Here is a 24826-nt window from a genome sequence, read left to right on the forward strand (position 1 = left end):
CGGCGTGGCCTGGGCAGTCAACGTGTGCGTAGTGACGGGTCGGGGTTTCATATTCAACGTGAGAGGTGTTGATGGTGATACCACGAGCCTTCTCTTCTGGCGCGTTATCGATCTGATCGAATGCACGAGCCTGGCCGCCGTAGGTTTTAGCCAGAACGGTGGTGATGGCTGCAGTCAGAGTGGTTTTACCGTGGTCAACGTGACCGATGGTGCCCACGTTTACGTGCAGTTTGTTACGTTGAAATTGCTCTTTCGCCATGGCGATAATCCTTACGTTATGCCTTCATCAGTGATGAAGGCATCAGTTCACAATTTTTAAACCGTAGCCTTATTTGCTACGAGCTTCAATAACGGCCTGAGCGACGTTGTTCGGCGCATCATCGTACTTCAGGAACTCCATGGAGTAAGAAGCACGGCCTTTGGTCAGGGAACGCAACTGAGTCGCGTATCCGAACATTTCAGACAGCGGAACTTCAGCGTGAATCTGAACGCCAGTCGCGTTAGATTCCTGACCTTTCAGCATACCACGACGGCGGCTCAGGTCACCGATAACGTCACCGGTGTTCTCTTCTGGGGTTTCTACTTCAACCTTCATGATTGGCTCAAGCAGAACCGGCTGTGCTTTCTTAAAGCCATCTTTGAAGGCGATAGAAGCGGCCAGTTTAAACGCCAGCTCAGAGGAGTCAACGTCATGGTAAGAACCGAAGTGCAGACGCACGCCCAGATCAACTACCGGGTAACCGGCCAGTGGACCAGACTTCAGCTGCTCCTGGATACCTTTATCAACCGCAGGGATGTATTCACCAGGAATCACACCACCTTTGATATCGTTGACAAATTCGTAGCCTTTCGGATTCGAACCCGGCTCCAGTGGGTACATGTCGATAACAACATGACCGTACTGACCACGACCACCAGACTGCTTGGCGTGTTTACCTTCGATATCGGTAACTTTAGAGCGAATCGCTTCGCGGTAAGCAACCTGAGGTTTACCGACGTTCGCTTCAACGTTGAATTCACGCTTCATGCGGTCAACGATGATGTCGAGGTGCAGCTCACCCATACCAGCGATGATGGTCTGGTTAGACTCTTCGTCAGTCCATACGCGGAATGACGGGTCTTCTTTCGCCAGACGACCCAGAGCCAGACCCATTTTTTCCTGGTCAGCTTTGGTTTTCGGCTCAACGGCGATAGAAATTACCGGCTCAGGGAATTCCATACGCTCCAGAATGATCGGGTTAGAGGGATCACACAGGGTATCACCGGTGATCACGTCTTTCAGACCGATTGCTGCAGCGATGTCGCCTGCGCGAACTTCGCTGATCTCTTCACGTTTGTTGGCGTGCATCTGAACGATACGACCGAAACGCTCACGTGCAGATTTCACGGAGTTCAGTACGGTATCGCCCGAGTTAACCACACCCGAGTAAACGCGGAAGAAGGTCAGGTTACCTACGAACGGGTCGTTGGCAATTTTGAACGCCAGCGCAGAGAACGGCTCGTCGTCAGTTGCGTGACGCTCAGCCGGGGTATCTTTACCGTCGTCCAGGATACCGTTGATCGCCGGAACGTCAGTTGGTGCTGGCAGATATTCAACGACTGCATCCAGCATCGCCTGAACACCTTTGTTCTTAAATGCAGAACCACAGGTCACGAGGATGATCTCGTTGTTCAGTACGCGCTTACGCAGAGCAGATTTGATCTCTTCTTCAGACAGTTCTTCACCGCTAAAGAATTTCTCCATCAGCTCTTCAGAAGCTTCAGCAGCTGCTTCAATCAGCTTGCCACGCCACTCTTCAGCCAGTTCCTGCAACTCAGCACGGATATCTTCGTAAACGAAGGTAGTGCCCTGATCGGCGTCGTTCCAGTTGATCTCTTTCATCTTGATCAGGTCAACAACACCGGTGAAGTTCTCTTCTGCGCCGATAGCCAGCTGCAGTGGAACCGGAGTTGCGCCCAGACGTGATTCGATCTGACCAACTACTTTCAGGAAGTTCGCACCCATACGGTCCATTTTGTTAACGAACGCGATACGTGGAACTTTATATTTGTTTGCCTGACGCCATACGGTTTCAGACTGCGGCTGCACGCCACCTACTGCACAGTAAACCATTACTGCGCCGTCGAGCACACGCATAGAACGTTCTACTTCGATGGTGAAGTCAACGTGTCCTGGGGTGTCGATGATGTTGATGCGGTGCGGCTCAAACTGCTTCGCCATACCTGACCAGAACGCAGTGGTCGCTGCAGAGGTGATGGTAATACCACGCTCCTGCTCCTGCGCCATCCAGTCCATGGTTGCAGCGCCATCATGCACTTCACCGATTTTGTGGTTAACACCGGTGTAGAACAGGATACGCTCGGTGGTAGTGGTTTTACCGGCGTCAATGTGTGCGCTGATACCGATGTTACGGTAGCGCGCAATGGGTGTTGTACGAGCCATTTGATTCCTCTGATTCTCGGACGTTCAATGTAAGTCGACCCCAGCGGGTTGGCTGAATGAGCGCCCGCTGGTTTAACAACAACTACGTGGCGATTACCAGCGGTAGTGTGCGAACGCCTTGTTGGCTTCAGCCATACGGTGAACGTCTTCACGTTTCTTCACTGCAGTACCTTTGTTTTCTGCAGCGTCAGAAAGTTCGTTCGCCAGGCGGAGAGCCATCGATTTATCACCGCGTTTACGAGCAGCTTCTACGATCCAACGCATTGCCAGGGCATTACGACGAACCGGACGGACTTCAACTGGAACCTGGTAGGTTGAACCACCAACGCGACGTGACTTAACTTCGACAGTCGGACGTACGTTTTCGAGTGCAACTTCGAAAGCTTCCAGACCATCTTTACCAGCACGTTGAGCCAGGGTATCAAGTGCGGTATAGACGATTGATTCAGCAGTAGATTTTTTACCATCTACCATCAGGATATTTACAAATTTAGCCAGCAGCTCTGATCCGAACTTAGGATCCGGCAGAATTTTACGCTGACCAATGACGCGACGACGTGGCATGGAAATACTCCGTTGTTAATTCAGGATTGTCCAAAACTCTACGAGTTTATTTTGACATTAAAGTTAAAACGTTTGGCCTTACTTAACGGAGAACCATTAAGCCTTTGGCTTCTTCACGCCGTACTTGGAGCGAGCCTGCTTACGGTCTTTAACACCTGAGCAGTCCAGCGCGCCACGAACGGTGTGGTAACGCACACCTGGCAGGTCTTTTACACGACCGCCACGGATCAGGATCACGGAGTGCTCCTGCAGGTTATGACCTTCACCGCCGATGTAGGAGGTGACTTCAAAACCGTTAGTCAAACGCACACGGCAGACTTTACGCAGTGCGGAGTTTGGTTTTTTCGGGGTAGTGGTGTAAACACGAGTACAAACACCACGTTTTTGCGGGCAAGCTTCCAGCGCCGGCACGTTGCTTTTAGCAACCTGACGAACGCGTGGTTTGCGAACCAGCTGGTTAACTGTTGCCATTAAATAGCTCCTGGATTTAGCTTTTGCTTCGTAAACACGTAATAAATCGCCTCGTATTACTACGAGGAGGCAGAATTTTAGGGCTGTGCCCATAGGGTGTCAAGAAATAACCAGGTTTTACCCTTCACCAGGCCACTTGTTGTGGGTGCTTCGTCGTCAGCGTAACGAAACCAGTATAGTTCAGACGCGACACATTGGTCGAAATTTGCGCAGTCAGCCCGCGCGCCATCACGTCTTCTTCTAATACCCACAGCGTGGCAGGCGACGCCAGCAGCTGCTGCAGCTTCTGACTGCCTGCCAGCGCGGCCGTCACACCATCCTGTAACAGCAGCACGTCATCGCCCTCCTGTAACAGCAGCAGCAGGCTATCGAAATCGCATTGCCAGGGAGAGTGCAGCAGGGTGTAGAGCATGGTCAGTTCTCAGAAACGGAGGATACGGTCATAAGTTGCCAGCGTCTGGCGCAGCGCGGCAGGTTCCAGCAGCTGCGCATCCAGCACGCGCGCTGCCGTGAGACTCTGGCCACGTGCCAGCAGAGACGCCTGACAGATATAGCAGCGTTCGATGTCGTATAGCGCCAGCACGCCAAAGGTCGCAATATAGTCACGCGCCAGAATCTGCGCCGGCTGCTGATCGCGGTTGAGCTGCAGCACGCCGTCGCCAATAAAGAACAGGCCGATATCCTCACTCAGCGCGCCGGTCGCCAGCACAGCATCCAGCCCTTCCCGGCCAGCACTGCTGCCGTGCGGAGCCTGCGTAAACAGAAACGCCACACGGTTCATCAGAACTGCACCAGTCGATCGCAGCTCAGGGCGGCTTCCGCCAGCGCGCCCAGGCCGCTAAGGGTAAATCCGGGCTGCAGATTGCTGGCCGCCAGCTGCAGGCGCGCTGCCTCCTGCGCATCGGTCACGCCGCGCCGCAACGCGGCTGCCACACAGATATTCAGCGCCGCGCCACTGTCGTCGCGCAGCTGCTGCCAGGCGCGCACCATGTCCACTTCATCGCTGGCCGGCGCGCTGAGCTGGTTAGCATTCAGCACGCCCTCGCGGTAAAAGAACACGCTTTCCAGCTGATGTCCCTGTGCCAGCAGCGCACGGGCAAACAGCAGCGCGCTACTGGCGTGCTGTGTGCCGTAAGCCGGCCCGGTCACCAGCAGCGTGTAGCGCATTAGCGATCCTGCCCCTGCAGATCGCCACTCTTAAACTGGCGGATATACAGATACACGGTGTGCTTAGAAATATTGAGGCGATCGGCCACCTGGTTAATGGCGTCCTTAATATCGAAAATGCCCTTCTCGTACAGATTGAGGACGATCTGGCGATTCTTGGCGTTATTCGACACGTTGCGGTCGGCGCTCACCTCTTCAATAGTGAACTCCAGCGTCTGGGTGACCAGATCCTCTACCGAGCTGGCAAAGTTGACGTTGGAATCCACCTGCTGCGTTTCCGGCGGCATGAACGTCGACATAATCTGCGAAAACGGTACGTCCAGGTTCATATTGATGCACAGCAGGCCAATCACCCGCTGCTGCCGGTTACGAATCGCAATGGTTACCGACTTCATCAGTACACCACTTTTGGCCCGCGTGAAGTAGGCGCGCGACACATTGCTCTCCGCGCCGTGCATATCATGCAGCATGCGCAGCGCCAGATCGGTAATCGGGGAACCCACTTTGCGGCCGGTATGTTCGCCGTTGGCGATACGCACGGCGGAGCATTTAAGATCTTCCAGAGAGTGCAGCACGATTTCGCAGTGCGAGCCAATCAGCATCGCCAGACCGTCGACCACCGCTTCGTAGGATTTAAGAATATCGTAGTCTGCTTGTTCGAACGGACGCTGCTCCAGTAAATCGAAGTCAGTCAGTTCGCCGGGATTGAATGGATTAGACATCGAAGACATTACCCTAAATGGCTGGAGCCTGTCTCGACAGCATTGGGGCAGACTCATCTTATGATCATTGTGCAGGCGCTAGTCTGGCAAATGTCGCCGTTTTTAGCCAGAGCTTTACTCATCGCGCCGCAAATTCAGGATGAGCGAAAACAAAACCGCCGCCCGAAGGCGGCGGTGCAAGTCAGCTTACTGCGCTTTCTTGTCAGCAGCGGCCGGAGCCTGCGCTTTCTCATCGGCTTTCGGCGCCGGCTTGATGTCGAGCAGCTCAACATCGAACACCAGCGTTGAGTTGGCCGGAATACCCGGTACGCCGTTTTTGCCGTAAGCCAGGTTCGGTGGGATCACCAGCTTGATCTTACCGCCTTTCTTCACGTGCTTCAGACCTTCGGTCCAGCCCGGGATTACGCCGTCCAGACGGAACGACAGCGGCTCGCCGCGCGTGTAAGAGTTGTCGAACTCGGTGCCGTCAATCAGCGTACCTTTGTAGTTAACCACCACGGTATCGCTGTCTTTCGGGGTTTCACCGCTGCCCTCTTTCTCTACCTGATACAGCAGGCCAGATTCGGTTTTCTTCACGCCCTTCTCTTTGGCGAACTTGTCCGCGTAAGCGGTGCCTTTGTCGGCATTCTCTTTCGCGTCTTTTTCCATCTTCGCCTGAGCGGCCCCTTTCACGCGGCCTTCAAACGCCTGCAGCGTCTGCTCAATCTCTTCGTCAGACAGCTTGCTCTTGCCGCCAAACGCATCCTGAACACCGGCAATCAGCTGGTCTTTGTCCAGTTTGATACCCAGTTTCTCCTGCTCCTTCAGAGAGTTGTCCATGTAGCGACCCAGGGAGGCGCCCAGCGCATAGGCTGACTGCTGGTCTTCGTTTTTGAAGGCAGCATTTTTCGGCGCCTGTGGCGCAGCCTGCGCTGCGTCAGCCGGTGCCGCAGTGGTTTCTGCTGCCATTGCCAGCGGTGCATTCAGCGCGACGGCCATGGTGGTAGCTAACAATGTGACTTTAAACAGTGATTTCATCCTTTCTCCAAAACCGAAGCTTCAAAACCTCGGGAATCATTGCGGACAGTGGCCCACACTATAACTTTACGTGGCAGTGGCGAACACTCCCACAGTGTAATTACCCGGTCAACCTCCGACCTTTTTTGCTTCAGGAAGTTTCATCAGAGATATAGGCGCAACGCGGGAATTCAATGCATACGCCAGACCGAAGGTGAAATATCAGGTGATTCTGACACGAAAGACCGTAGAATCACGCCCGACAAGATCAACGCGCAGCACCGTGACAGGAGGAGTGATGATGCAACAACCAGAATGGGATCAACGCCTTGAGGCGCTGGAGAGCAAGCTGGCTTTCCAGGAACATACCATTGAGCAGCTCAATCAGACGGTGGTTCAGCACGAGCTGGAAATGAGTAAACTGCGTGAGCAGGTGCGTCTGCTGGTGGATAAAGTGAAGGCCGCCGCCCCGTCCATGGTCGCTTCGCAAGCGGAAGAGACCCCGCCGCCGCACTATTAATATCGCGTGCTTTGCTGCCCAATAAAAAGGCCACCCGCAGGTGGCCTTTTTACGCTTAGTGGTTGCAGCCACAACCACCGTGGCCGCCGCAGCCGCCGTGACCGTGCTCATGATCGTGACCATGGTCGTGGTCATGATCGTGATGATGGCCGTCAGCGCCATGAACGTGGCCGTGAGCGATCTCTTCTTCCGTGGCTTCACGGATAGCAACCACTTCTACATTGAAGTTCAGGTTCTGACCCGCCAGCATGTGGTTACCGTCAACCACCACGTGCTCATCTTCCACTTCGGTGATCTCGACCGGCACCGGGCCCTGGTCGGTTTCTGCCAGGAAGCGCATGCCAACCTGCAGCTCGTCAACGCCCATGAACACGTCTTTCGGTACACGCTGCACCAGGTTGTCATCGTACTGGCCGTACGCGTCGTTTGCCGGGATATGCACGTCAAACTTGTCGCCGACCGCGTGATTTTCCAGCGCTTTTTCCAGACCAGAAATCAGGGAACCATGACCGTGCAGATAATCCAACGGCGCACTCACCGGTGACTCGTCAACCAACACACCGTCTTCGGTACGAACCTGATACGCCAGGCTCACCACCAGGTCTTTTGCTACTTTCATGATATCTCCTAACCGTTGAGAACAAAGAATCCCGTCTCATTGGTCTATTCTCGCGTGCAATAACCAACCAGAAAGGTTCAGTACTGAGGATGCCAACAGTGCTGTTGGACCATACTGCTCAGCGTTAATGGCGCCGATTGTAGCGGAATTCAATACCGCTGTAAGGCTAAGCTTAAAAAAAGCTGCGCCATCGCGCTACTCCGGATGAAAAATGCCAATCACTTGCTCAGTGCTGCGAACCTGATCGCGCGCCTGCTTGTCCGCCTCACGCATCTGGTGGCCGCACTTCACGCACTCCACCACATCGACATTGTTTTCACGCCACATCGCCAGCGTGTCTTTCTCCTGACAGTGCGGACAAACCGCACCGGCAATAAAACGTTTACGCATAGTCTTTCCTGCCCGTCATCAGAACGGATACGTTAAGTGTAGCCTTACTCATCATCCCAGCCGTCAAACTGCCGTTTTTCATGCTGCATTTCACGCTGGAAAATGTCCTCCAGCTCGCGTCGCGCCTCACGCACGCGTGAAACCTGCACGCTGTCGTCGTGGCTCGGCACCAGCTCACGCAGCATGCGCATATCCAGCCGGCGGAAGTGCTGCTGCGCGCGCTGCGCCTGATGCGGATGCATGCCCAGCGATATCAGCGCTTTGCGGCCTAACTCCAGCGCGCTGGAGAAGGTTTCACGCGAGAACAGCGTGACGCCCGCCTGCAGCAGCTCATGCGCCTCGACACGACCGCGCGCCCGCGCCAGGATCTCCAGCTGCGGGAAGTGCTGCTGGCACAAGTGCACGATGGTCATCGAATCTTCCGGATCGTTACAGGTGATGACAATCGACTGCGCATTCTCCGCCCCGGCGGCACGCAGTAGCTCGAGCTCAGTGGCATCGCCATAGTAAACCTTGTAGCCATATTTGCGCATCAGGCTGACCGCCGAGATATCGCGCTCCAGCACGGTGATGCGCTTGTTGTTGGCCATCAGCAAACGCCCGACCACCTGACCAAAACGGCCAAAGCCCACCACAATCACCTGAGGCTGATCGTCCTCGACAAACGGCTTTTCGCCGTCCTCTTCCGGTTCGTTAAAGCGGCGCGCCAGAATCTTATCCACGCCCTGCATCAGCAGCGGCGTGGTCATCATCGACAGCGTCACCGTGACCAGCAGCAGCGGCAGCTGATCGCCGCTGAACAGTTTTGCCGACGACGCCGCCGAAAACAGCACGAAGGCGAATTCACCGCCCTGACTCAGCACGCCGGCAAACTGCAGACGCTCCGAACTGCGCAGGCCATAAATGCGCGCCAGCACATAGAGCACCAGCGTTTTCACCGCCACCAGCAGCACCACGCCGATCAGAATTTCGAGGATGTGGGTATAAAGCACGCCGAGGTTGAGCGCCATGCCCACCGAAATAAAGAACAGCCCGAGCAGCAGCCCTTTAAACGGCTCAATAGCGACTTCCAGTTCGTGGCGATACTCACTCTCTGCCAGCAGAATACCGGCGATGAACGTCCCCAGCGCCATCGACAGGCCCAGCGCATCCATAAACAGCGCCGAACCGAGCACCAGCAGCAGCGAGGCGGCGGTAAACACTTCCCGCACGCCGGACGCGGCGATGAAACGGAAAATCGGCCGCAGCAGATAGCGTCCGCCCACCAGCATGCCGGCGAATGCCAGCACCTTCATGCCCACCTTGAGCCAGTCGACGTGGCCACTGTCGCTGCCGGCCAGCAGCGGCACCAGCGCCAGCGCCGGGATCACCGCCAGGTCCTGGAACAGCAGCACTGAGAAGCCCAGCTGCCCCGCTTCGCTACGGTTCATGCCTTTGTCGCGCATCAGCTGCAGCGCCATGGCGGTCGAGGACATCGCCAGGCCAATACCGCCAATCACCGCGGCCTGCCAGCTGAAGTCGGTCAGCCACAGCAGCACGCCGAGAATCGCTGCCGATACCAGCACCTGCGCGGCACCGACGCCAAAAATAGAGCGCCGCAGCGCCCACAGCTTGGCCGGGTTCAGCTCCAGTCCGATGATGAACATCAGGAACACCACGCCAAGCTCCGAGAAGTGCAGAATCTCGTCCACATCGCTGATGAAGCCCAGCCCCCACGGACCGATGGCGATACCGGCCAGCAGATAGCCCAGCACCGCACCAATGCCGATCCGGGCGGCAATCGGCACCACCAGCACCGCCGCCACCAGATAAATCACGCCAGCGGTGAGTAACGTTTCGCCTTGCATCACACTCCTCCGTTCGGCAGTGGTGACGCCAGCCAGTCGCCATAGGCGCGCGCAAAGTTGCGCAGCACCTCGGGTGTCTGACGACGCGCCCAGTAAATCACCATCGGCGTCAGCCAGTGCATGCGACACATCTGCGCCGTCAGCTCAAACGGTCGCATAATGTCGCTCATCGGGTAGCGATTGAGGCCGCTGTGGTGATACGCCGTCTCCGGCTCACCGGTGGTCACCACGCTGCGCCAGTATTTGCCTTCCAGCGCATTACCGTCCTGGCCGCTGGCAAAGCCGCGCGACAGCACGCGATCCAGCCACTCTTTCAGCAGTGCCGGACAGCTATAGGTATAAAGTGGATGCTGAAACACCACGATTTGATGGTCGCGCAGCAGTTGCTGCTCATAATGAATATCAATAAAGAAATCCGGATAGTGGGCGTATAAATCGTGCACCGTGACGTGGTCCAGTTCCATAGCCGACTGCAGCAAAACCCGATTAGCAATCGAATCCTGTGATTCCGGATGGGCGTAAAGCAGCAATATTTTGGGCGGCTGCGACATCGTTCCCCTCCAAAGCGTCGTCACCGCGGCGGAATTCCGCTACCATGCTCGACGCAACAAACATTATCGAATTATGTTGCCGATAAATTAACATATTCTGACGATACGGCGCTTATGATTGTCTTTTCCGCATTACAAATCCGTCGCGGCACCAATGTGCTGCTGGATAACGCAACGGCCACCATTAACCCGGGGCAAAAAGTCGGCCTGGTGGGTAAAAACGGCTGCGGTAAATCCACGCTGCTGTCACTGCTGAAGGGTGAAATCAGCAGCGATGCCGGCAACGTCACCTTTCCCGGCAACTGGGCGCTGGCATGGGTGAATCAGGAAACCCCGGCGCTGAGTAAAGCCGCGCTGGAATATGTTATCGACGGCGACCGCGAATATCGTCAGCTCGAATCCGAATTAGCGGCAGCTAATGCGCGCGACGATGGCAACGCCATTGCGCTGCTGCACGGCAAGCTGGACGCTATCCAGGCGTGGAGCATACACGCACGCGCCGCCAGTCTGCTGCACGGATTGGGCTTCAGCCAGGAACAATTAATGCGGCCGGTGAGCGATTTCTCCGGCGGTTGGCGTATGCGTCTCAACCTTGCTCAGGCGCTGGTATGCCGTTCCGACCTGCTGCTGCTCGATGAACCGACCAACCACCTCGATCTCGACGCGGTGATCTGGCTGGAGCGCTGGCTGAAGAGTTATACCGGCACGCTGATCCTGATCTCGCACGACCGCGACTTCCTCGACCCGGTGGTGGACAAAATCATCCATATCGAACAGCAGACGATGTTCGAATACACCGGCAACTACAGCTCGTTCGAGCGTCAGCGTGTGGCCAAACTGGCGCAGCAGCAGGCGCTGTACCAGAGCCAGCAGGAAAAAGTCACGCACCTGCAAAAGTACATCGATCGCTTCCGCGCGCAGGCCACCAAAGCCAAACAGGCGCAGAGCCGCATCAAGATGCTGGAGCGTATGGAGCTGATTGCCCCGGCGCACGTCGATAACCCGTTCAGCTTCAGCTTCCGCGCGCCAGAAAGCCTGCCTAACCCGATCCTGAAAATGGAGCAGGTTTCGGCGGGTTACGGTGAGCGCGTAATTCTGGATGCCATCAAACTCAACCTGGTGCCGGGTTCACGCATCGGCCTGCTGGGGCGTAACGGTGCCGGTAAATCCACGCTGATCAAACTGCTGGCGGGCGAGCTGGAGCCGCTGGCGGGCAAAGTGGGTCTGGCGAAAGGGATCAAGCTGGGTTACTTCGCGCAGCATCAGCTTGAGTATCTGCGCGCCGATGAGTCGCCGCTGCAGCATCTGGCGCGCATCGCCCCGAAAACGCTGGAGCAGCAGCTGCGTGACTACCTGGGTGGCTTTGGTTTTCAGGGCGATAAAGTCAGCGAAGCCACCGAGCGTTTCTCCGGCGGCGAGAAAGCGCGGCTGGTGCTGGCGCTGATCGTCTGGCAGCGGCCGAATCTGCTGCTGCTCGACGAACCGACCAACCACCTCGATTTGGATATGCGCCAGGCGCTGACCGAAGCGCTGATCGACTTTGAAGGCGCACTGGTGGTGGTGTCGCACGATCGTCATCTTCTGCGTTCAACCACCGACGATCTTTACCTGGTGCACGACCGCAAAGTGGATGTATTCGAGGGCGATCTGGATGATTATCAGCAGTGGCTGAGCGACCTGCAGAAGCAGGAAACGCAGCAGGATGCCGCGCCGAAGCAGGACAACGCCAACAGCGCGCAGTCCCGCAAAGATCAGAAGCGCCGCGACGCCGAGCTGCGCGCGCAGACGCAGCCGCTGCGCAAAGAGATCGAAAAGCTGGAGAAGCAGATGGCCAAATGGCAGACGCAGCTCAGCGAAGCCGAAGCACAGCTGGCCGACAGCGCCATTTACGAGCAAAACCGTAAGGCCGATTTAACCGCCGCCCTGCAGCGCCAGGCGGAGAGCAAATCGGCGCTGGAAGAGGTCGAAATGGCGTGGCTGGAGGCGCAGGAGCAGCTGGAGCAGATGCTCGCGGGGTAAAGGTGCGCGATGAGGTCATAGAGGGTGCGCGATGATGCCCTCACCCTGACCCTCTCCCATAGGGAGAGGGAATAAACCTTACTCCCGCGCTGGAACAGCCTCCTCCCACAGGAGAGGGAACAAACCTTAATCCGCCTTACCTGCTACGCACGGTCGGCCCCCTCTCCCGCTGGCGGGAGAGGGTTGGGGTGAGGGCAATCAACGCTCCGAAATCACACCGGCACATCCCCTAACACCGTCGCGCGATGCATCACGCGCCGCGCCGGATAATAATCCGCATTGGCATAATGCTGCGTCACGCGGTTATCCCAGATTGCCACGTCGTTCGGCTGCCAGCGCCAGCGCACCTGAAACTCCGGTTTGGTGGCGTGCGCAAACAGATAGCCCAGCAGCGCCTCGCTCTCCTTCTCGCTTACGCCCAGCAGCCTGGTGGTAAAACCTTCATTAACAAACAGCGCTTTGCGTCCGCTCACCGGATGGGTGCGGATCACCGGATGCTGCACCGGCGGATGCTTCGCCACGGCCTGCTGCCAGCGCTGATGCTCCTCTTCCGTCTTACGGTACTTATACTCCTGGAACGATTTCTTAAAGTCGTGCTCCGCCTGCAGGCCACTCAGCAGCTGTTTGAACGGCTCTGACAGCGCCTCGTAAGCGGCAATCCCGCTGGTCCACAGCGTATCGCCACCGCTCTCCGGCAGCAGCTTTGAGGCCAGAATGGCGATCGCCGGCGGCGTCTGAATAAAGGTGACGTCGGTATGCCAGTTATCGTTGTCAGGCGGATTATCCTGATGCGTATCCAGCACGATAATCTCTTCCACGCCTTCGGCATGCGGATAAACCGGATGAATGTGCAGATCGCCGAAGCGGATCGCCAGCGCGCGCTGCTGCTCCGGCGTAATGCGCTGATCGCGCAGAAACAGCACCTGGTGACGCAACAGACCATGGTAAAGCTGCTCAAACTGCGCATCACTCAGCGGACGGCTGAGATCGACATCGCTGACCTGCGCCCCGATATACGGACCCAGCGCGGTAAAATTCACTCGTTCGTTCATTGCTGTTCTCCATTCCAGGGCGTCAGCCGGCGCTGTAGCGCACGTAAACCCAGTTCTAAACTAAAGGCAATCAGGGCGATCACCGCGATGCCCGCCAGCACCACATCGGTGGCGAGAAACTCCCCAGCCGACTGCACCATAAAGCCCAGTCCGCGCGTCGCGGCAATCAGTTCGGCCGCCACCAGCGTGGACCAGCCCACGCCAAGACCAATGCGCAGGCCGGTGAGAATCTCCGGCAACGCACCGGGCAGAATGACAAAACGCAGCAGCTGCCAGCGCGTCGCCCCCAGCGCCTGAGCGGCACGGATCCGCACCTGCTGCGTATTCTTCACGCCAGCCAGGGTGGATAAAGTCACCGGCGCGAAAATTGCCAGATAAATCAGTAAAATCTTTGAGGTTTCGCCAATGCCAAACCAAATCACCATCAGCGGCAAATAGGCCAGCGGCGGTACCGGTCGATAGAGTTCAATCAGCGGATCGAGCAGCCCGCGCACCGCCGGGCTAAGCCCCATGGCAATGCCCACCGGAATGCCGATCAGCGCGGCAAAGAACAGCGCCACCAGCATGCGCGTCAGGCTGGCACCAAGGTGCTGCCATAGCGTGGCATCCATAAAGCCCTGCGGACCGGCAATAACCAGCAGCTTATGCAGCACCTGCTGCGGCGGCGGCAGAAACAAGGGCGCAATCAGCCCCAGCGCGGTCACGCCCCACCACAGCAGCAGCAGCACGGCTACGCTCAGCAGGCTCAGCGACAGCTGGTGGGAAAAGGGCCAGCGCAGGCGACGAACGCTGGACGTCCGGCGCTTGTCATCAATAACGGCACTCATACAAACGCCTCCCGCTGCGCGAACACCTGGTTCAGGACATACTCACGTCGTTCGATAAATGCCGGATCGGATTTGATGCTGCGGCACGGCTCGCCTGCGGCGAAGCGCTGGCCAAAGTCGAGCTTCAGGCGTTCCACTACGCGACCCGGACCCGGCGACAGCAGCACCAGTTCGCTGGCGAGAAAGACGGCTTCTTCGATGTCATGGGTGATCAGCAGAATCTGCTTGCCGGTATCGCGCCATAACGTCAGCAGCAGAGTCTGCATCTGCTCGCGCGTGAAGGCATCCAGCGCACCGAACGGCTCATCTAACAGCAACAGCTGCGGATCAGCGGCCAGCGCACGGGCAATCCCCACGCGCTGACGCTGCCCCCCAGAGAGCTGCCAGATAAAACGCTTTTCTGCGCCCTCGAGCCCGACCTTACGGATCAGACGGCGGGCGATCGCGTGCCGTTCAGCTTTTGCCATGCCCGCCAGCTGCAGGCCGAACGCCACGTTATCGATGACGTTACGCCACGGCAGTAGCCCTTCGTTCTGAAAGACCACGCCGCGCTCTGCGCCCGGTCCGCGTACCGGCTTGCCATCCAGCGTGATACTGCCGGACTCCAGCGGCAGAAAGCCGGCTATCAAGTTCAGCAGCGTGGTTTTGCCACAGCCGGACGGCCCCAGCACCACCAGCAATTCGCGGCTGGCCAGCTGCAGATTGATATCCTGCAGCGCCGGTTGCCCGGCGTAACGTGCGTTGAGATGGGTGATGCTGAGCATAAGGCCTCCGTTATTTGGCTAAGGGGGCAACAAAGCGCGTGGTGACAAAGCTGCTGTAGTCACTGGCGGCATCCGGCACTTTGCCCTGCTCTTTCAGAAACTGTGCGGTATCGACAATCGCCTTGTTGACCGGTTTGCCCAGCTGTTCCAACTGCTGCTGCGCCGTCAGGTAGGTATTGCCTTTCACCAGTCCAGGGACGTCACTTTCCGGCACGCCGCTCAGGCGCGACAGCTTGCTGAGGTTATCCGGCTGCTGCAGCCACTGTTCCGGGTTGGCGATATAAGCCTGCTGGGCGGCAATCGCGCTACGGGCGAAAGCGGTGACTACTTCAGGATGCTGCCGGGCAAAATCCTTGCGCACTACCCAGACGTCGAGCGTCGGTGAGCCCCACTGCCCGACCTGCGACGAGTCGGTCAGCACCTTGCCGTCTTTCTCCAGTTCATTGACGGCGGGCGCCCAGACGTAAGCGCCGTCGATATCACCACGCTGCCAGGCAGCAATGATCGCCGGCGGCTGCAGATTGACCAGTTGCACCTGGTTGGGTTTGATGCCCCAGTGTTTCAGCGCGGCCAGCAGGCTGTAATGGGTGGTGGAGATGAAGGGAACGGCAATGCGTTTGCCGATCAAATCTTTGGGCGAGCTGATGTCTTTTTTCACCACCAGCGCTTCAGAATTGCCCAGCTGTGAAGCCAGCAGGAAAGCTTCAATCGGCAGCTGCTGCGTGGCGGCCACCGCCAGCGGGCTGGAACCGATGTTGCCAATTTGCACATCGCCCGAGGCTAACGCACGCAGGACGCTGGCGCCGCTGTCGAATTTGCGCCAGTCAACCGTGGCACCGCTCTCTTTGGCAAAGGTATTGTCAGCCTGCGCCACTTTGGCCGGTTCCGCCGACGTCTGATAAGCCACGGTCACATTGACCGCCTGCGCCTGAAAGGTCATCAGCGCTAACGCAGCTGCTACCGCGCTTATTGTTTTGGTTACTGCCATCATCATGCACCCCAATGTTGAGTCGTGACGGCAGTGTCGCCAGCAGCAATGATTTCATAAAGGAATTAAAAATTATCCCTAATAAAAATCGGTTCTTAGATCAACATCGGGTAACGCTATGCAAAAAGTGCAAATACAAAACCGCTGGTGTGGAAGAAATATGTCAGGCGCTCACATGCCGACTGTGGTATTGATCTCGTCTTGATTTTTTCCCCCTTTTACAGCGGTACTGGCCTCCATGTCGATTGAGAAAGTTGCGCGCCTCGCGGGCGTGTCGAAAGCCACGGTTTCACGGGTGTTAAACCAGCATCCTGGCGTCCGGCCAGATACGCGTAAACGGGTGCTGGCCGCAATTAATGTGTGCGAATACCAGCCTAACCTGCTGGCGCGCCAGCTGCGTACCGCGCAAAGCAACATGTTGCTGGTGCTCATTTCCGATATCACCAATCCGTTCTGTTCACGGGTGGTGCAGGGCATTGAGGCGGAGGCCGAAGCGCACGGTTATCACATCCTGTTATGTAATTCCGCCTCACAGCTGCGGCGCGAAACCGCCTATCTGGCGCTGCTGGCCGGCAAAGTGGTAGATGGGGTGATCACCATGGACGCCGCGGCCTGTCTGCAGGGACTGAAAGAGTTGATTGGTGATGCGCCGTGGGTGCAGTGTGCGGAGTACGATCCCTCGGTGAACGCCTCCAGCGTCACCATCGATAACCGTCAGGCGGCCTATGACACGGTGCATTATCTGGCCGGCAAAGGGCGTCAGCGCATTGCGCTGGTCAACTGTGATATGCGCTATCTCTATTCGCACCAGCGCGAAAGCGGCTATCGCGACGCCATCACGCAGCTGGGGCTTGACTGGCACGGCGTCGCTTACGCCAGCGACATCTCCTGCGAAGCGGGCAGCGCGGCGCTGCGCGAACTGCTAACACAGCCAGAGCGGCCGGATGCGGTGTTTGCGGTATCAGACGTGCTGGCGGTTGGCGTGATTCACGCTGCTCTGGAGGCCGGACTGCGCGTGCCAGAGGATCTGGCGGTAGTGGGTTTTGACGGCATTCCGTTCACCAGCAGCATCAACCCGCCGCTGACCACCATTGCCCAGCCGATGAACCAGATGGGTGCCCGCAGCGTGCAGCTGCTGCTGGCGCGCATCCGTCAGCGCCAGGCGGCAGTGGTGCATGAAGTGCTGCCATGGACGCGTATTGAGCGCGCCTCCAGCTGACTCAGTGCCAGATCAACAGCACGCAGGCTGCGGTCAGCGCACCCATGGCGAGGTTGAAGATTTTCCACGCGCGCGGGCTGCGCAGCAGGCGGCCAATCAGCGAGCCGAAACCCATCCAGATCACGCCGGAAACCACGTTCACCAGCGCCATGCCGATGCTGATCGCCACCACAGAATGCAAATAGGCGCTGCCGGCAAGGCTAAAGCTGGCGACCGCACCCAGCGCCATCAGCCACGCTTTCGGGTTGATCAGTTGCAGTAACCCGCCCTGCCAGAAAGGCATCTGCTTCACGCTGGCATCGTCGGTCTCCAGCGTTTCGTATTCGGCGGTGGCAATTTTCCACGCCAGCCACAGCAGGTAGAGGCTACCGGCCACTTTCAGTACCAGATGCAGTGAGGGATAGAGCAGAATCAGGCTGCCGATGCCAAACGCCACCATCAGCAACATCACCTGCATGCCAATCATGATACCAATCAGCAGTGGAAAGGTGCGCAGGAAGCCAAAATTAGCACCTGAGGCGGTAAGTAACATATTATTGGGCCCTGGCGTGATGGCCGCGACCCAGAGAAAGCCCAGCATTGATAAAAAAAGACTCAGTTCCATGTATATTCGGGTGCTCCTCACCCAGAAAAGCGAACAACCCATCGAAGCTATCAGCGAGTTATGCATCAGACAAGTACTATCCCAGGCTATTTTGATCGCCCGAGCGGCGAGCGCTTTACCCCGCTGCGCGGCTTCGGCAATGCGCATCTGCAAACGCTGCTGCCGCGCCTGCTGCGCCGGCGCGTCACGCTGCGCCCGCACTGGCAGCGCCTCGATCTGCCGGACGGCGACTTCGTCGATCTAGCGTGGAGCGAAGATCCGGCACAGGCACGTCACAAGCCGCGCATGGTGCTGTTCCACGGGCTGGAAGGCAGTTTCCGCAGCCCGTATGCCCATGGGCTAATGCAGGCGTGTCAGGCGCGCGGCTGGCTGGCGGTGATCATGCACTTCCGCGGCTGCAGCGGCGAGCCTAACCGTCTGCAGCGCATCTATCACTCCGGTGAAACTGAAGATGCCACCTATTTTCTGCACTGGCTGCAGCGCGAATGGGGCACGGTGCCGACGGCGGCGGTCGGCGTTTCGCTTGGCGGCAATATGCTGGCCTGTCTGCTGGGGCTGCAGGGCACGTCGGCCCCGCTGGATGCCGCGGTCGCCATCTCCGCGCCGCTGGCGCTGGAGCCGTGCAGCCAGAAGCTGGACGTGGGCTTTTCACGCTTTTATCAGCACTACCTGCTAACCCAGCTGAAGAAAAACGCCACGCGCAAACTGCGCGCCTGGCCGGGCACGCTGCCGGTCGATCTGACGCAGCTGCGCGCCTTCCGCCGGCTGCGTGAGTTTGATGATGCGATTACCGCCCGCGCCCACGGGTTTATTGATGCGCGCGACTATTATCAGCGCGCCAGCGCCATGCCATTGCTGATCGACGTGCGCAAGCCGCTGCTGATCATCCATGCTAAAGACGATCCCTTCATGACCGATGCGGTGATCCCGCAGCCGCAGCAGTTGTCTGCCACAATTGAGTATCAGCTGACGCAGCAAGGCGGTCACGTCGGCTTCGTGGGCGGCAGCCTGCTGCGCCCCAAAATGTGGCTGGAGCAGCGCGTGCCGGACTGGCTCTCAACTTATCTGGATATGTAATTGTGATTATTCCCTGGCAAGAACTCGACCCGACAACGCTGGAAAACCTGATAGAAAGTTTTGTGCTGCGTGAAGGCACCGATTACGGCGAGCAGGAGCGCAGCCTGACGCAGAAAGTGGCCGACGTGCGCCGCCAGCTTGAGCAGGGCGAGGTGGTACTGGTGTGGTCAGAATTGCATGAATCGGTCAATATTATGCCGCGGCGGGAATTTCGCGGCTGATGCGTCAGGCGGCAATTCGTGGTAACAATGCTCATCGCCGGACTTCACAGGGAGCGCTGTTATGTCAGCCAGGCATCCAGTCATAGCCGTTACCGGTTCCAGCGGCGCCGGAACCACCACCACCAGTCTCGCCTTCCGTAAAATTTTCCAGCAGCTGGATCTGCACGCGGCGGAAGTAGAAGGCGACAGTTTCCATCGCTATACCCGTCCGGAAATGGACATGGCGATTCGTAAGGCGCGCGACCTCGGGCGTCACATCAGCTACTTTGGCCCGGAAGCCAACGACTTCGGCCTGCTGGAGCAGACTTTTCGCGACTATGGCCAGAGCGGACTCGGCCAGTCGCGCAAATATCTGCACACCTACGATGAAGCGGTGCCGTGGAATCAGGTGCCGGGCACCTTCACACCCTGGCAGCCGCTACCGGAAAACACCGATGTGCTGTTCTATGAAGGCCTGCACGGCGGCGTGGTGACGCAGCAGCATAACGTGGCGGAACACGTCGATCTGCTGGTTGGCGTGGTACCGATTGTTAATCTGGAGTGGATTCAGAAACTGGTGCGCGACACCAGCGAGCGCGGCCATTCGCGCGAAGCGGTGATGGATTCGGTGGTGCGTTCGATGGAAGACTACATCAACTACATCACGCCGCAGTTTTCCCGCACGCACCTCAACTTCCAGCGCGTGCCGACCGTGGATACCTCGAACCCGTTTGCCGCGCGTGAGATCCCGTCGCTGGATGAGAGCTTTGTGGTGATCCATTTTCGCGGCCTGGAGGGCATCGCTTTTCCTTATCTACTGGCGATGATCCAGGGCTCGTTTATTTCCCACATGAATACGCTGGTGGTGCCGGGCGGCAAGATGGGACTGGCGATGGAGTTGATCATGACGCCGCTGGTGCAGCGGTTGATTGAAGGAAAACGTATTGAATAGCGCAGGCTAAAGCGCCAGTTTCGCCGGAAGGAACTGAGATCGGGAGCGCAGGGCCGCGCTCCCGGCTGGATTACAGCTCCACCACTTCGTAGCTGTGCGTTATCTCGACGCCTTTGCCCAGCATGATCGCGACCGAGCAGTACTTCTCCGCGGACAGATCCACCGCGCGCGCCACCGCTTTATCGCTCAGCGCTTTGCCGCTGACAATAAAATGCAGATTGATATGCGTAAAAATGCGTGGCGCTTCTTCGCGGCGTTCCGAGGTCAGTTTGACTTCACAATCGGCGACATCGTTGCGCCCCTTTTGCAGAATCGACACCACGTCAATCGCGCTGCAGCCGCCCGCAGCCATCAACACCATCTCCATCGGGCTGGGCGCTTTATCACCGGAATTGCCGTCCATTAATACCTGATGACCGGATGAGGATTCTCCGAGAAAGGTCAGCCCTTCCACCCATTTCACTCGTGCCTGCATTATTCTTTCTCCTGAAGCGGCGGTTTTGCCGCCAGAGTACGCTTTCACCTGACAAACAGCAATGCAGACGCATCCCCCACCTGCTGAAGCGAGACAACAGGAGACAGGTTGCAAAAGCTATGCTACAAACAGTGCTGAAAATATTTTCGTCACGAAAGACGAAAGCGGGACGAATCAAAAGCATCGCTTACGAATCCACCCCCGAATAACTGTCCCTCACGGGAAACGCTGGACGATTTCACCGCCTGACAGGGAAAACTGCCCCCTGTATTTTGGGCACGATTACAACAGAGGATAATAGCGAATGGTTCTCGGCAAACCGCAAACAGACCCTACACTCGAATGGTTCCTGTCCCATTGCCATATTCACAAATATCCATCCAAAAGCACCCTCATCCATCAGGGTGAGAAAGCGGAAACGCTGTACTACATCGTGAAAGGTTCCGTCGCGGTACTGATTAAAGATGAAGAAGGCAAAGAGATGATTCTCTCCTACCTCAATCAGGGGGATTTCATCGGTGAGCTCGGCCTGTTTGAAGAGGGCCAGGAGCGTAGCGCCTGGGTACGTGCGAAAACCGCCTGCGAAGTGGCTGAAATTTCCTACAAAAAATTCCGTCAGCTGATTCAGGTCAATCCGGATATTTTAATGCGCCTGTCGGCGCAGATGGCGCGTCGCCTGCAGGTAACATCTGAAAAAGTCGGCAACCTTGCCTTCCTCGATGTGACCGGCCGTATCGCGCAAACGCTGCTCAACCTGGCGAAACAGCCTGATGCAATGACGCACCCAGACGGTATGCAGATTAAAATCACCCGTCAGGAGATTGGTCAGATCGTGGGCTGCTCACGCGAAACCGTGGGTCGTATCCTGAAAATGCTGGAAGATCAGAATCTGATCTCCGCACACGGCAAAACCATCGTCGTTTACGGCACCCGCTGATTTCTTCTCACCCACGGCGTGATGGCAACATCGCGCCGTTTCTGTTTACGATGAGCTGATGTGGCGTCGAATCATCTATCATCCGGAAGTTAACTATGCGCTGCGGCAAACGCTGGTGCTGTGCCTGCCTGTGGCGCTCGGCTGGCTGTTTGGCGATCTGCAAAAAGGGCTGCTGTTCTCCCTGGTGCCGGCCTGCTGCAACATCGCCGGTCTGGATACGCCACATAAGCGGTTCTTCAAACGGCTGATTGTCGGCGGCGCACTGTTCGCCAGCGGCAGTTTTCTGATTCAGTACCTCACGGCTTACGCTGTGCCGCTGCCGCTGATTCTGCTGGTGTTGCCGCTGCTGGTGGGCGTGACCGGTGAAATCAGCCCGCTGCATGGTCGTTTGCTGCCCGGCACGCTGATCGCCGCCATCTTTACCTTAAGCCTCGTCGGCCGTATGCCGATGTGGGTCCCGCCGCTGCTGTATATTGGCGGGACGCTGTGGTACGGGCTGTTTAACTGGTTCTGGTTCTGGCTGTGGAAAGAGCAGCCGATGCGCGAGACCCTCAGCCTGCTGTACCGCGAGCTGGCCGATTACTGCGACGCCAAATACACCCTGCTGACGCAGCTGACCGATCCGGAAAAAGCGCTGCCGCCGCTACTGGCGCGCCAGCAGAAAGCGGTCGATCTGATCACCACCTGCTACCAGCAGATGCATATGCTGTCCGCCAGCCGTGATAACAGCCATAAACGCCTGACGCGCGCTTTCCAGGTCGCGCTCGATCTGCAGGAACATATCTCGGTCAGCCTGCACCAGCCGGAAGAGGTGCAAAAGCTGGTGGAGCAAAGCCACGCCGAGGCGGTGATCCGCTGGAATGCGAAAATCATTTCGGCACGGCTACGCGTGCTGGCCGATGCCATTCTCTATCACCAGCTGCCGGAACGCTTCCACATGGAGAAGCCGCTCGGCGCGCTGGAGAAAATTGCCCGGCAGCACCCGGATAATCCGGTCGGTAATTTCTGCCTCTACCATTTCAGCCGCATTGCGCGCGTGCTGCGCACGCAGAAGCCGCTGTATACCCGCGACCTGATGGCCGATCGCCAGCGACGCCTGCCGCTGTTGCCGGCGCTGCGCAGCTACCTGTCGCTGAAATCTGCCGCGCTGCGGACGGCGGCGCGCTTCGCCGTGATGCTGATGTTCGGCAGCGCGCTGGCGCTGTTCTTCAATATTCCCAAGCCTTACTGGATTCTGATGACCATCATGTTTGTCAGCCAGAACGGCTACAGCGCCACGCGCGTGCGCATTCAGCACCGCGCGCTCGGCACTTTCGCCGGCTTGCTGATCGCCGCGGCGTCGCTGCGCTTTGCCGTACCGGAGTCGATTGCCCTGCTGACCATGCTGGTCATCACCCTCGCCAGCTATCTGATCACGCGTAAATATTATGGCTGGTCGATGATTGGCTTTACCGTAACGGCGGTGTATTCGCTACAGCTGCTGTCACTGAATGGCGCGCAGTTCCTGCTGCCGCGCATGATGGATACGCTGATGGGCTGTCTGATTGCCTTCGCCGGTATGATCTGGCTATGGCCGCAATGGCAGAGCGGGCTGCTGCGCAATAACGCGCACGATGCGCTGGAGGCTTATCAGGAGGCGCTGCGCCTGCTGCTCGGTCCGGAGCAGGCGCCGGAGAAGCTGGCGTATCAGCGCGTCAAGGTTAACCAGGCGCACAACGCGCTGTTTAACTCGCTCAACCAGGCGTCTACCGAACCGGGCTTTAACTTCCAGTATCTGAAAGATATGCGCCTGTGGGTGACTCACAGCCAGTTTATCGTCGAGCACATCAACGCCATGACCATTCTGGCGCGCGAGCACACCATGCTGACGCCAAAGCTGGCGGAGCGCTATTTGCAGTCCTGTGAAATTGCGCTGCAGCGCTGTCAGCAGCGGCTGGCTTACGACGGGCCGGGCAACGACAGCAATATTCTGGAAGCGCCGGAGAATCTGAATGAGGGGCCGGTGACGATTGTCGAACAGCATGTGAAGCGCATTCTGCAGCACCTCAATGTGATGCACACCATTTCTTCACTGGCGTGGAGCCAGCGCCCACATCACGGCCGCTGGCTCAGCGTGCTGAAGCCGAAAGGTTAGTTCAGGACTTTCGCGATCGCCCGGGCGAAGCGCGCCATGCCTTCTGCGATATCGGTCGGCTCAATCACCAGCGACGGCACAAAGCGAATCACATCGCTGCCGGCGGTCAGTACCATCAGACCTTCAGCGGCGGAAGCGTTGAGGATATCGCGCGCTTTGCTGGCGTGCTGCGCGTTGAGTACGGCACCCAGCAGCAGCCCTTTGCCCCGAATTTCACTGAAGATGTCGAACTGCTGATTGATCTTCTGCAGCGCCGAGACAAACTGCTCACGACGCGCGTCGACACCATTCAGTACCTCGGGCGTATTGATGATATCCAGCGCGGTTTCGGCAATCGCACAGGCCAGCGGGTTGCCGCCGTAGGTGGTGCCATGCACGCCCGGCGCCATCACCGAGGCGATTTCATGGGTGGTCAGCATCGCGCTCACCGGGAAACCGCCGCCCAGCGCTTTAGCGGTGGTGATGATATCTGGCTTGATACCATAGTGTTCGTAAGCAAACAGCTTACCGCTGCGGCCCATGCCGCTCTGCACTTCATCCAGCACCAGCAGCGCGTTGTGCTGATCGCACAGCGCACGCAATCCCTGCATGAATTCCGGCGTTGCCGGCATCACGCCGCCTTCCCCCTGAATCGGCTCCACCACAATCGCGCAGGTGTGGTCGTCAATTACCGCCTTCACCGCGGCCAGATCGTTAAACGGCACATGGACGATATCCGCCGGCTTCGGGCCAAAGCCATCGGAGTATTTTGGCTGACCGCCCACCGAGACGGTGAACAGCGTGCGGCCGTGGAAGGCGTTGTGGAAAGCGATAATTTTGCTTTTGAACGGGCTGTGCTTTTTGCAGGCGTAGTAGCGCGCCAGTTTGAACGCCGCTTCGTTCGCTTCGGCACCGGAGTTACCGAAGAATACCCGCTCGGCGAAGGTCGCCGCGATCAGTTTACTGGCGAGGCGCAGCGCCGGCTCATTGGTGAACACGTTACTGGTGTGCCACAGGGTTTCGCCCTGGCTTTTCAGCGTTTCCACCAGCGCCGGATGACAATGGCCAAGCGCAGTGACCGCGATACCACCGGAGAAGTCGATATACTCTTTGCCCTGCTGATCCCACACGCGGCTGCCTTTGCCTTTGACCGGTACAAACTGCGCAGGTGCATAAACAGGCAAAATAACGTTATCGAACGTTTCCCGGCTTACCGCTAGATTTTCCGCTGCCATTGATGACCTCATCGGGTTATTTGTTGAGCTGATGTGAAATTATAATCACAAAATATGCATAAAAAATCATGCGA

General features: G+C 57.7%; 28 protein-coding genes. 8 read left to right on the top strand and 20 right to left on the bottom strand.

Going from position 1 to position 24826, the window contains the following annotated elements; all coding sequences use genetic code 11:
• From FT726_RS07920 to fkpA, 9 genes are all read right to left on the bottom strand, one after another.
• Window positions 1-259: GTP-binding protein (locus tag FT726_RS07920; RefSeq protein WP_288424542.1), on the bottom strand; the 259-nt coding region annotated here is incomplete at its 3' end.
• A 69-nt stretch (window positions 260-328) separates the two neighbouring features.
• Window positions 329-2443 carry an elongation factor G gene (fusA, locus tag FT726_RS07925; RefSeq protein WP_021507461.1) on the bottom strand — a complete coding sequence of 705 codons (2115 nt, stop codon included), beginning with the start codon at window positions 2441-2443 and terminating at the stop codon, window positions 329-331.
• Between the two features lie 93 nt (window positions 2444-2536).
• On the bottom strand, window positions 2537-3007 hold the full coding sequence (gene rpsG / locus FT726_RS07930; RefSeq protein ID WP_007886246.1) for a 30S ribosomal protein S7: 471 nt from the start codon (window positions 3005-3007) through the stop codon (window positions 2537-2539).
• A 96-nt stretch (window positions 3008-3103) separates the two neighbouring features.
• On the bottom strand, window positions 3104-3478 hold the full coding sequence (gene rpsL, locus FT726_RS07935) for a 30S ribosomal protein S12 (RefSeq protein WP_010616440.1): 375 nt from the start codon (window positions 3476-3478) through the stop codon (window positions 3104-3106).
• Window positions 3479-3602: 124 nt separating this feature from the next.
• On the bottom strand, window positions 3603-3890 hold the full coding sequence (gene tusB / locus FT726_RS07940) for a sulfurtransferase complex subunit TusB (RefSeq protein ID WP_021507460.1): 288 nt from the start codon (window positions 3888-3890) through the stop codon (window positions 3603-3605).
• Between the two features lie 9 nt (window positions 3891-3899).
• Entirely contained in the window at window positions 3900-4259 is a 360-nt protein-coding gene (gene tusC, locus FT726_RS07945; protein ID WP_159378040.1) for a sulfurtransferase complex subunit TusC, read from the bottom strand.
• On the bottom strand, window positions 4259-4645 hold the full coding sequence (gene tusD, locus FT726_RS07950) for a sulfurtransferase complex subunit TusD (protein ID WP_159378039.1): 387 nt from the start codon (window positions 4643-4645) through the stop codon (window positions 4259-4261). The genes tusC and tusD overlap by 1 nt, the downstream gene beginning before the upstream one ends.
• Window positions 4645-5367: a transcriptional regulator gene (locus tag FT726_RS07955; RefSeq protein ID WP_021507457.1), complete on the bottom strand. Its 723-nt coding sequence runs from the start codon at window positions 5365-5367 to the stop codon at window positions 4645-4647. The genes tusD and FT726_RS07955 overlap by 1 nt, the downstream gene beginning before the upstream one ends.
• A gap of 186 nt (window positions 5368-5553) precedes the next feature.
• Entirely contained in the window at window positions 5554-6384 is an 831-nt protein-coding gene (gene fkpA, locus FT726_RS07960) for an FKBP-type peptidyl-prolyl cis-trans isomerase (protein WP_021507456.1), read from the bottom strand.
• 280 nt (window positions 6385-6664) lie between these two features.
• Between fkpA and FT726_RS07965 the strand changes: the two genes are divergently transcribed.
• Complete coding sequence (locus FT726_RS07965; RefSeq protein WP_010616434.1) at window positions 6665-6883, top strand: SlyX family protein; 219 nt, start codon at window positions 6665-6667, stop codon at window positions 6881-6883.
• Window positions 6884-6938: 55 nt separating this feature from the next.
• On the opposite strand, the gene slyD is transcribed toward FT726_RS07965, so the two are convergent.
• The 4 genes from slyD to kefG all read right to left on the bottom strand — a co-directional run bounded on the left by slyD (window position 6939) and on the right by kefG (window position 10290).
• Window positions 6939-7502, bottom strand: a complete 564-nt coding sequence (slyD, locus tag FT726_RS07970) for a peptidylprolyl isomerase (RefSeq protein WP_021507454.1) — start codon at window positions 7500-7502, stop codon at window positions 6939-6941.
• Between the two features lie 195 nt (window positions 7503-7697).
• Window positions 7698-7892 (bottom strand): YheV family putative zinc ribbon protein, encoded by a 195-nt coding sequence (locus FT726_RS07975; protein WP_021507453.1) that lies wholly within the window; start codon window positions 7890-7892, stop codon window positions 7698-7700.
• Between the two features lie 44 nt (window positions 7893-7936).
• Window positions 7937-9739 (bottom strand): glutathione-regulated potassium-efflux system protein KefB, encoded by a 1803-nt coding sequence (gene kefB / locus FT726_RS07980; RefSeq protein WP_125309842.1) that lies wholly within the window; start codon window positions 9737-9739, stop codon window positions 7937-7939.
• Window positions 9739-10290, bottom strand: coding sequence for a glutathione-regulated potassium-efflux system ancillary protein KefG (kefG, locus tag FT726_RS07985; protein ID WP_021507451.1), 552 nt, complete (start codon window positions 10288-10290; stop codon window positions 9739-9741). The genes kefB and kefG overlap by 1 nt, the downstream gene beginning before the upstream one ends.
• A gap of 114 nt (window positions 10291-10404) precedes the next feature.
• On the opposite strand from kefG, the gene FT726_RS07990 reads away from it, so the two are divergent.
• Window positions 10405-12309, top strand: a complete 1905-nt coding sequence (locus FT726_RS07990; protein WP_021507450.1) for an ABC transporter ATP-binding protein — start codon at window positions 10405-10407, stop codon at window positions 12307-12309.
• 212 nt (window positions 12310-12521) lie between these two features.
• Here the strand turns inward: FT726_RS07990 and tauD are convergent, their stop codons facing one another.
• From tauD to tauA, 4 genes are read right to left on the bottom strand one after another with little or no spacing between them, the layout of a single operon-like run.
• Complete coding sequence (gene tauD, locus FT726_RS07995; RefSeq protein ID WP_021507449.1) at window positions 12522-13361, bottom strand: taurine dioxygenase; 840 nt, start codon at window positions 13359-13361, stop codon at window positions 12522-12524.
• The gene (gene tauC / locus FT726_RS08000) at window positions 13358-14188 is read right to left on the bottom strand and encodes a taurine ABC transporter permease TauC (protein WP_262256928.1); all 831 of its coding nucleotides are present in this window, start codon (window positions 14186-14188) and stop codon (window positions 13358-13360) included. Before tauC ends, tauD begins: the two co-directional genes overlap by 4 nt.
• Window positions 14185-14952 (bottom strand): taurine ABC transporter ATP-binding subunit, encoded by a 768-nt coding sequence (gene tauB, locus FT726_RS08005; protein ID WP_021507447.1) that lies wholly within the window; start codon window positions 14950-14952, stop codon window positions 14185-14187. Before tauB ends, tauC begins: the two co-directional genes overlap by 4 nt.
• Before the next feature lie 10 nt (window positions 14953-14962).
• Window positions 14963-15943 carry a taurine ABC transporter substrate-binding protein gene (tauA, locus tag FT726_RS08010; protein WP_407075056.1) on the bottom strand — a complete coding sequence of 327 codons (981 nt, stop codon included), beginning with the start codon at window positions 15941-15943 and terminating at the stop codon, window positions 14963-14965.
• A 235-nt stretch (window positions 15944-16178) separates the two neighbouring features.
• On the opposite strand from tauA, the gene FT726_RS08015 reads away from it, so the two are divergent.
• Entirely contained in the window at window positions 16179-17159 is a 981-nt protein-coding gene (locus tag FT726_RS08015; protein WP_021507445.1) for a LacI family DNA-binding transcriptional regulator, read from the top strand.
• A gap of 1 nt (window position 17160) precedes the next feature.
• Here the strand turns inward: FT726_RS08015 and FT726_RS08020 are convergent, their stop codons facing one another.
• Window positions 17161-17763: a LysE family translocator gene (locus FT726_RS08020; protein WP_031279689.1), complete on the bottom strand. Its 603-nt coding sequence runs from the start codon at window positions 17761-17763 to the stop codon at window positions 17161-17163.
• 60 nt (window positions 17764-17823) lie between these two features.
• On the opposite strand from FT726_RS08020, the gene FT726_RS08025 reads away from it, so the two are divergent.
• From FT726_RS08025 to FT726_RS08035, 3 genes are all read left to right on the top strand, one after another.
• Window positions 17824-18840 carry a hydrolase gene (locus tag FT726_RS08025; protein ID WP_346302654.1) on the top strand — a complete coding sequence of 339 codons (1017 nt, stop codon included), beginning with the start codon at window positions 17824-17826 and terminating at the stop codon, window positions 18838-18840.
• 2 nt (window positions 18841-18842) lie between these two features.
• Entirely contained in the window at window positions 18843-19061 is a 219-nt protein-coding gene (locus FT726_RS08030) for a YheU family protein (protein WP_021507442.1), read from the top strand.
• A 61-nt stretch (window positions 19062-19122) separates the two neighbouring features.
• Window positions 19123-19992, top strand: a complete 870-nt coding sequence (locus tag FT726_RS08035; protein ID WP_021507441.1) for a phosphoribulokinase — start codon at window positions 19123-19125, stop codon at window positions 19990-19992.
• Between the two features lie 70 nt (window positions 19993-20062).
• On the opposite strand, the gene FT726_RS08040 is transcribed toward FT726_RS08035, so the two are convergent.
• Window positions 20063-20467, bottom strand: a complete 405-nt coding sequence (locus tag FT726_RS08040; protein WP_021507440.1) for an OsmC family protein — start codon at window positions 20465-20467, stop codon at window positions 20063-20065.
• A 304-nt stretch (window positions 20468-20771) separates the two neighbouring features.
• Here FT726_RS08040 and crp point away from each other — a divergent pair, with 304 nt between their 5' ends.
• Both crp and FT726_RS08050 read left to right on the top strand, forming a co-directional pair.
• Window positions 20772-21404 carry a cAMP-activated global transcriptional regulator CRP gene (crp, locus tag FT726_RS08045; protein ID WP_000242755.1) on the top strand — a complete coding sequence of 211 codons (633 nt, stop codon included), beginning with the start codon at window positions 20772-20774 and terminating at the stop codon, window positions 21402-21404.
• A gap of 58 nt (window positions 21405-21462) precedes the next feature.
• Window positions 21463-23538, top strand: a complete 2076-nt coding sequence (locus FT726_RS08050) for a YccS/YhfK family putative transporter (RefSeq protein WP_021507439.1) — start codon at window positions 21463-21465, stop codon at window positions 23536-23538.
• Here the strand turns inward: FT726_RS08050 and FT726_RS08055 are convergent.
• Window positions 23535-24752, bottom strand: a complete 1218-nt coding sequence (locus FT726_RS08055; RefSeq protein WP_058759292.1) for an aspartate aminotransferase family protein — start codon at window positions 24750-24752, stop codon at window positions 23535-23537. The genes FT726_RS08050 and FT726_RS08055 overlap by 4 nt on opposite strands.
• Window positions 24753-24826: the final 74 nt, after the last annotated feature.

Source organism: Pantoea sp. Morm, assembly GCF_016643525.1.
GTDB classification, from domain to species: domain Bacteria; phylum Pseudomonadota; class Gammaproteobacteria; order Enterobacterales; family Enterobacteriaceae; genus Pantoea; species Pantoea dispersa.

Coding starts and splice junctions, on each gene's coding strand:
- fusA (WP_021507461.1), bottom strand. CDS start 2,443: ATGGCTCGTACAACACCCATTGCGCGCTACCGTAACATCGGTATCAGC.
- rpsG (WP_007886246.1), bottom strand. CDS start 3,007: ATGCCACGTCGTCGCGTCATTGGTCAGCGTAAAATTCTGCCGGATCCT.
- rpsL (WP_010616440.1), bottom strand. CDS start 3,478: ATGGCAACAGTTAACCAGCTGGTTCGCAAACCACGCGTTCGTCAGGTT.
- tusB (WP_021507460.1), bottom strand. CDS start 3,890: ATGCTCTACACCCTGCTGCACTCTCCCTGGCAATGCGATTTCGATAGC.
- tusC (WP_159378040.1), bottom strand. CDS start 4,259: ATGAACCGTGTGGCGTTTCTGTTTACGCAGGCTCCGCACGGCAGCAGT.
- tusD (WP_159378039.1), bottom strand. CDS start 4,645: ATGCGCTACACGCTGCTGGTGACCGGGCCGGCTTACGGCACACAGCAC.
- FT726_RS07955 (WP_021507457.1), bottom strand. CDS start 5,367: ATGTCTAATCCATTCAATCCCGGCGAACTGACTGACTTCGATTTACTG.
- fkpA (WP_021507456.1), bottom strand. CDS start 6,384: ATGAAATCACTGTTTAAAGTCACATTGTTAGCTACCACCATGGCCGTC.
- FT726_RS07965 (WP_010616434.1), top strand. CDS start 6,665: ATGCAACAACCAGAATGGGATCAACGCCTTGAGGCGCTGGAGAGCAAG.
- slyD (WP_021507454.1), bottom strand. CDS start 7,502: ATGAAAGTAGCAAAAGACCTGGTGGTGAGCCTGGCGTATCAGGTTCGT.
- FT726_RS07975 (WP_021507453.1), bottom strand. CDS start 7,892: ATGCGTAAACGTTTTATTGCCGGTGCGGTTTGTCCGCACTGTCAGGAG.
- kefB (WP_125309842.1), bottom strand. CDS start 9,739: ATGCAAGGCGAAACGTTACTCACCGCTGGCGTGATTTATCTGGTGGCG.
- kefG (WP_021507451.1), bottom strand. CDS start 10,290: ATGTCGCAGCCGCCCAAAATATTGCTGCTTTACGCCCATCCGGAATCA.
- FT726_RS07990 (WP_021507450.1), top strand. CDS start 10,405: ATGATTGTCTTTTCCGCATTACAAATCCGTCGCGGCACCAATGTGCTG.
- tauD (WP_021507449.1), bottom strand. CDS start 13,361: ATGAACGAACGAGTGAATTTTACCGCGCTGGGTCCGTATATCGGGGCG.
- tauC (WP_262256928.1), bottom strand. CDS start 14,188: ATGAGTGCCGTTATTGATGACAAGCGCCGGACGTCCAGCGTTCGTCGC.
- tauB (WP_021507447.1), bottom strand. CDS start 14,952: ATGCTCAGCATCACCCATCTCAACGCACGTTACGCCGGGCAACCGGCG.
- tauA (WP_407075056.1), bottom strand. CDS start 15,943: ATGATGGCAGTAACCAAAACAATAAGCGCGGTAGCAGCTGCGTTAGCG.
- FT726_RS08015 (WP_021507445.1), top strand. CDS start 16,179: ATGTCGATTGAGAAAGTTGCGCGCCTCGCGGGCGTGTCGAAAGCCACG.
- FT726_RS08020 (WP_031279689.1), bottom strand. CDS start 17,763: ATGGAACTGAGTCTTTTTTTATCAATGCTGGGCTTTCTCTGGGTCGCG.
- FT726_RS08025 (WP_346302654.1), top strand. CDS start 17,824: ATGCATCAGACAAGTACTATCCCAGGCTATTTTGATCGCCCGAGCGGC.
- FT726_RS08035 (WP_021507441.1), top strand. CDS start 19,123: ATGTCAGCCAGGCATCCAGTCATAGCCGTTACCGGTTCCAGCGGCGCC.
- FT726_RS08040 (WP_021507440.1), bottom strand. CDS start 20,467: ATGCAGGCACGAGTGAAATGGGTGGAAGGGCTGACCTTTCTCGGAGAA.
- crp (WP_000242755.1), top strand. CDS start 20,772: ATGGTTCTCGGCAAACCGCAAACAGACCCTACACTCGAATGGTTCCTG.
- FT726_RS08050 (WP_021507439.1), top strand. CDS start 21,463: ATGTGGCGTCGAATCATCTATCATCCGGAAGTTAACTATGCGCTGCGG.
- FT726_RS08055 (WP_058759292.1), bottom strand. CDS start 24,752: ATGGCAGCGGAAAATCTAGCGGTAAGCCGGGAAACGTTCGATAACGTT.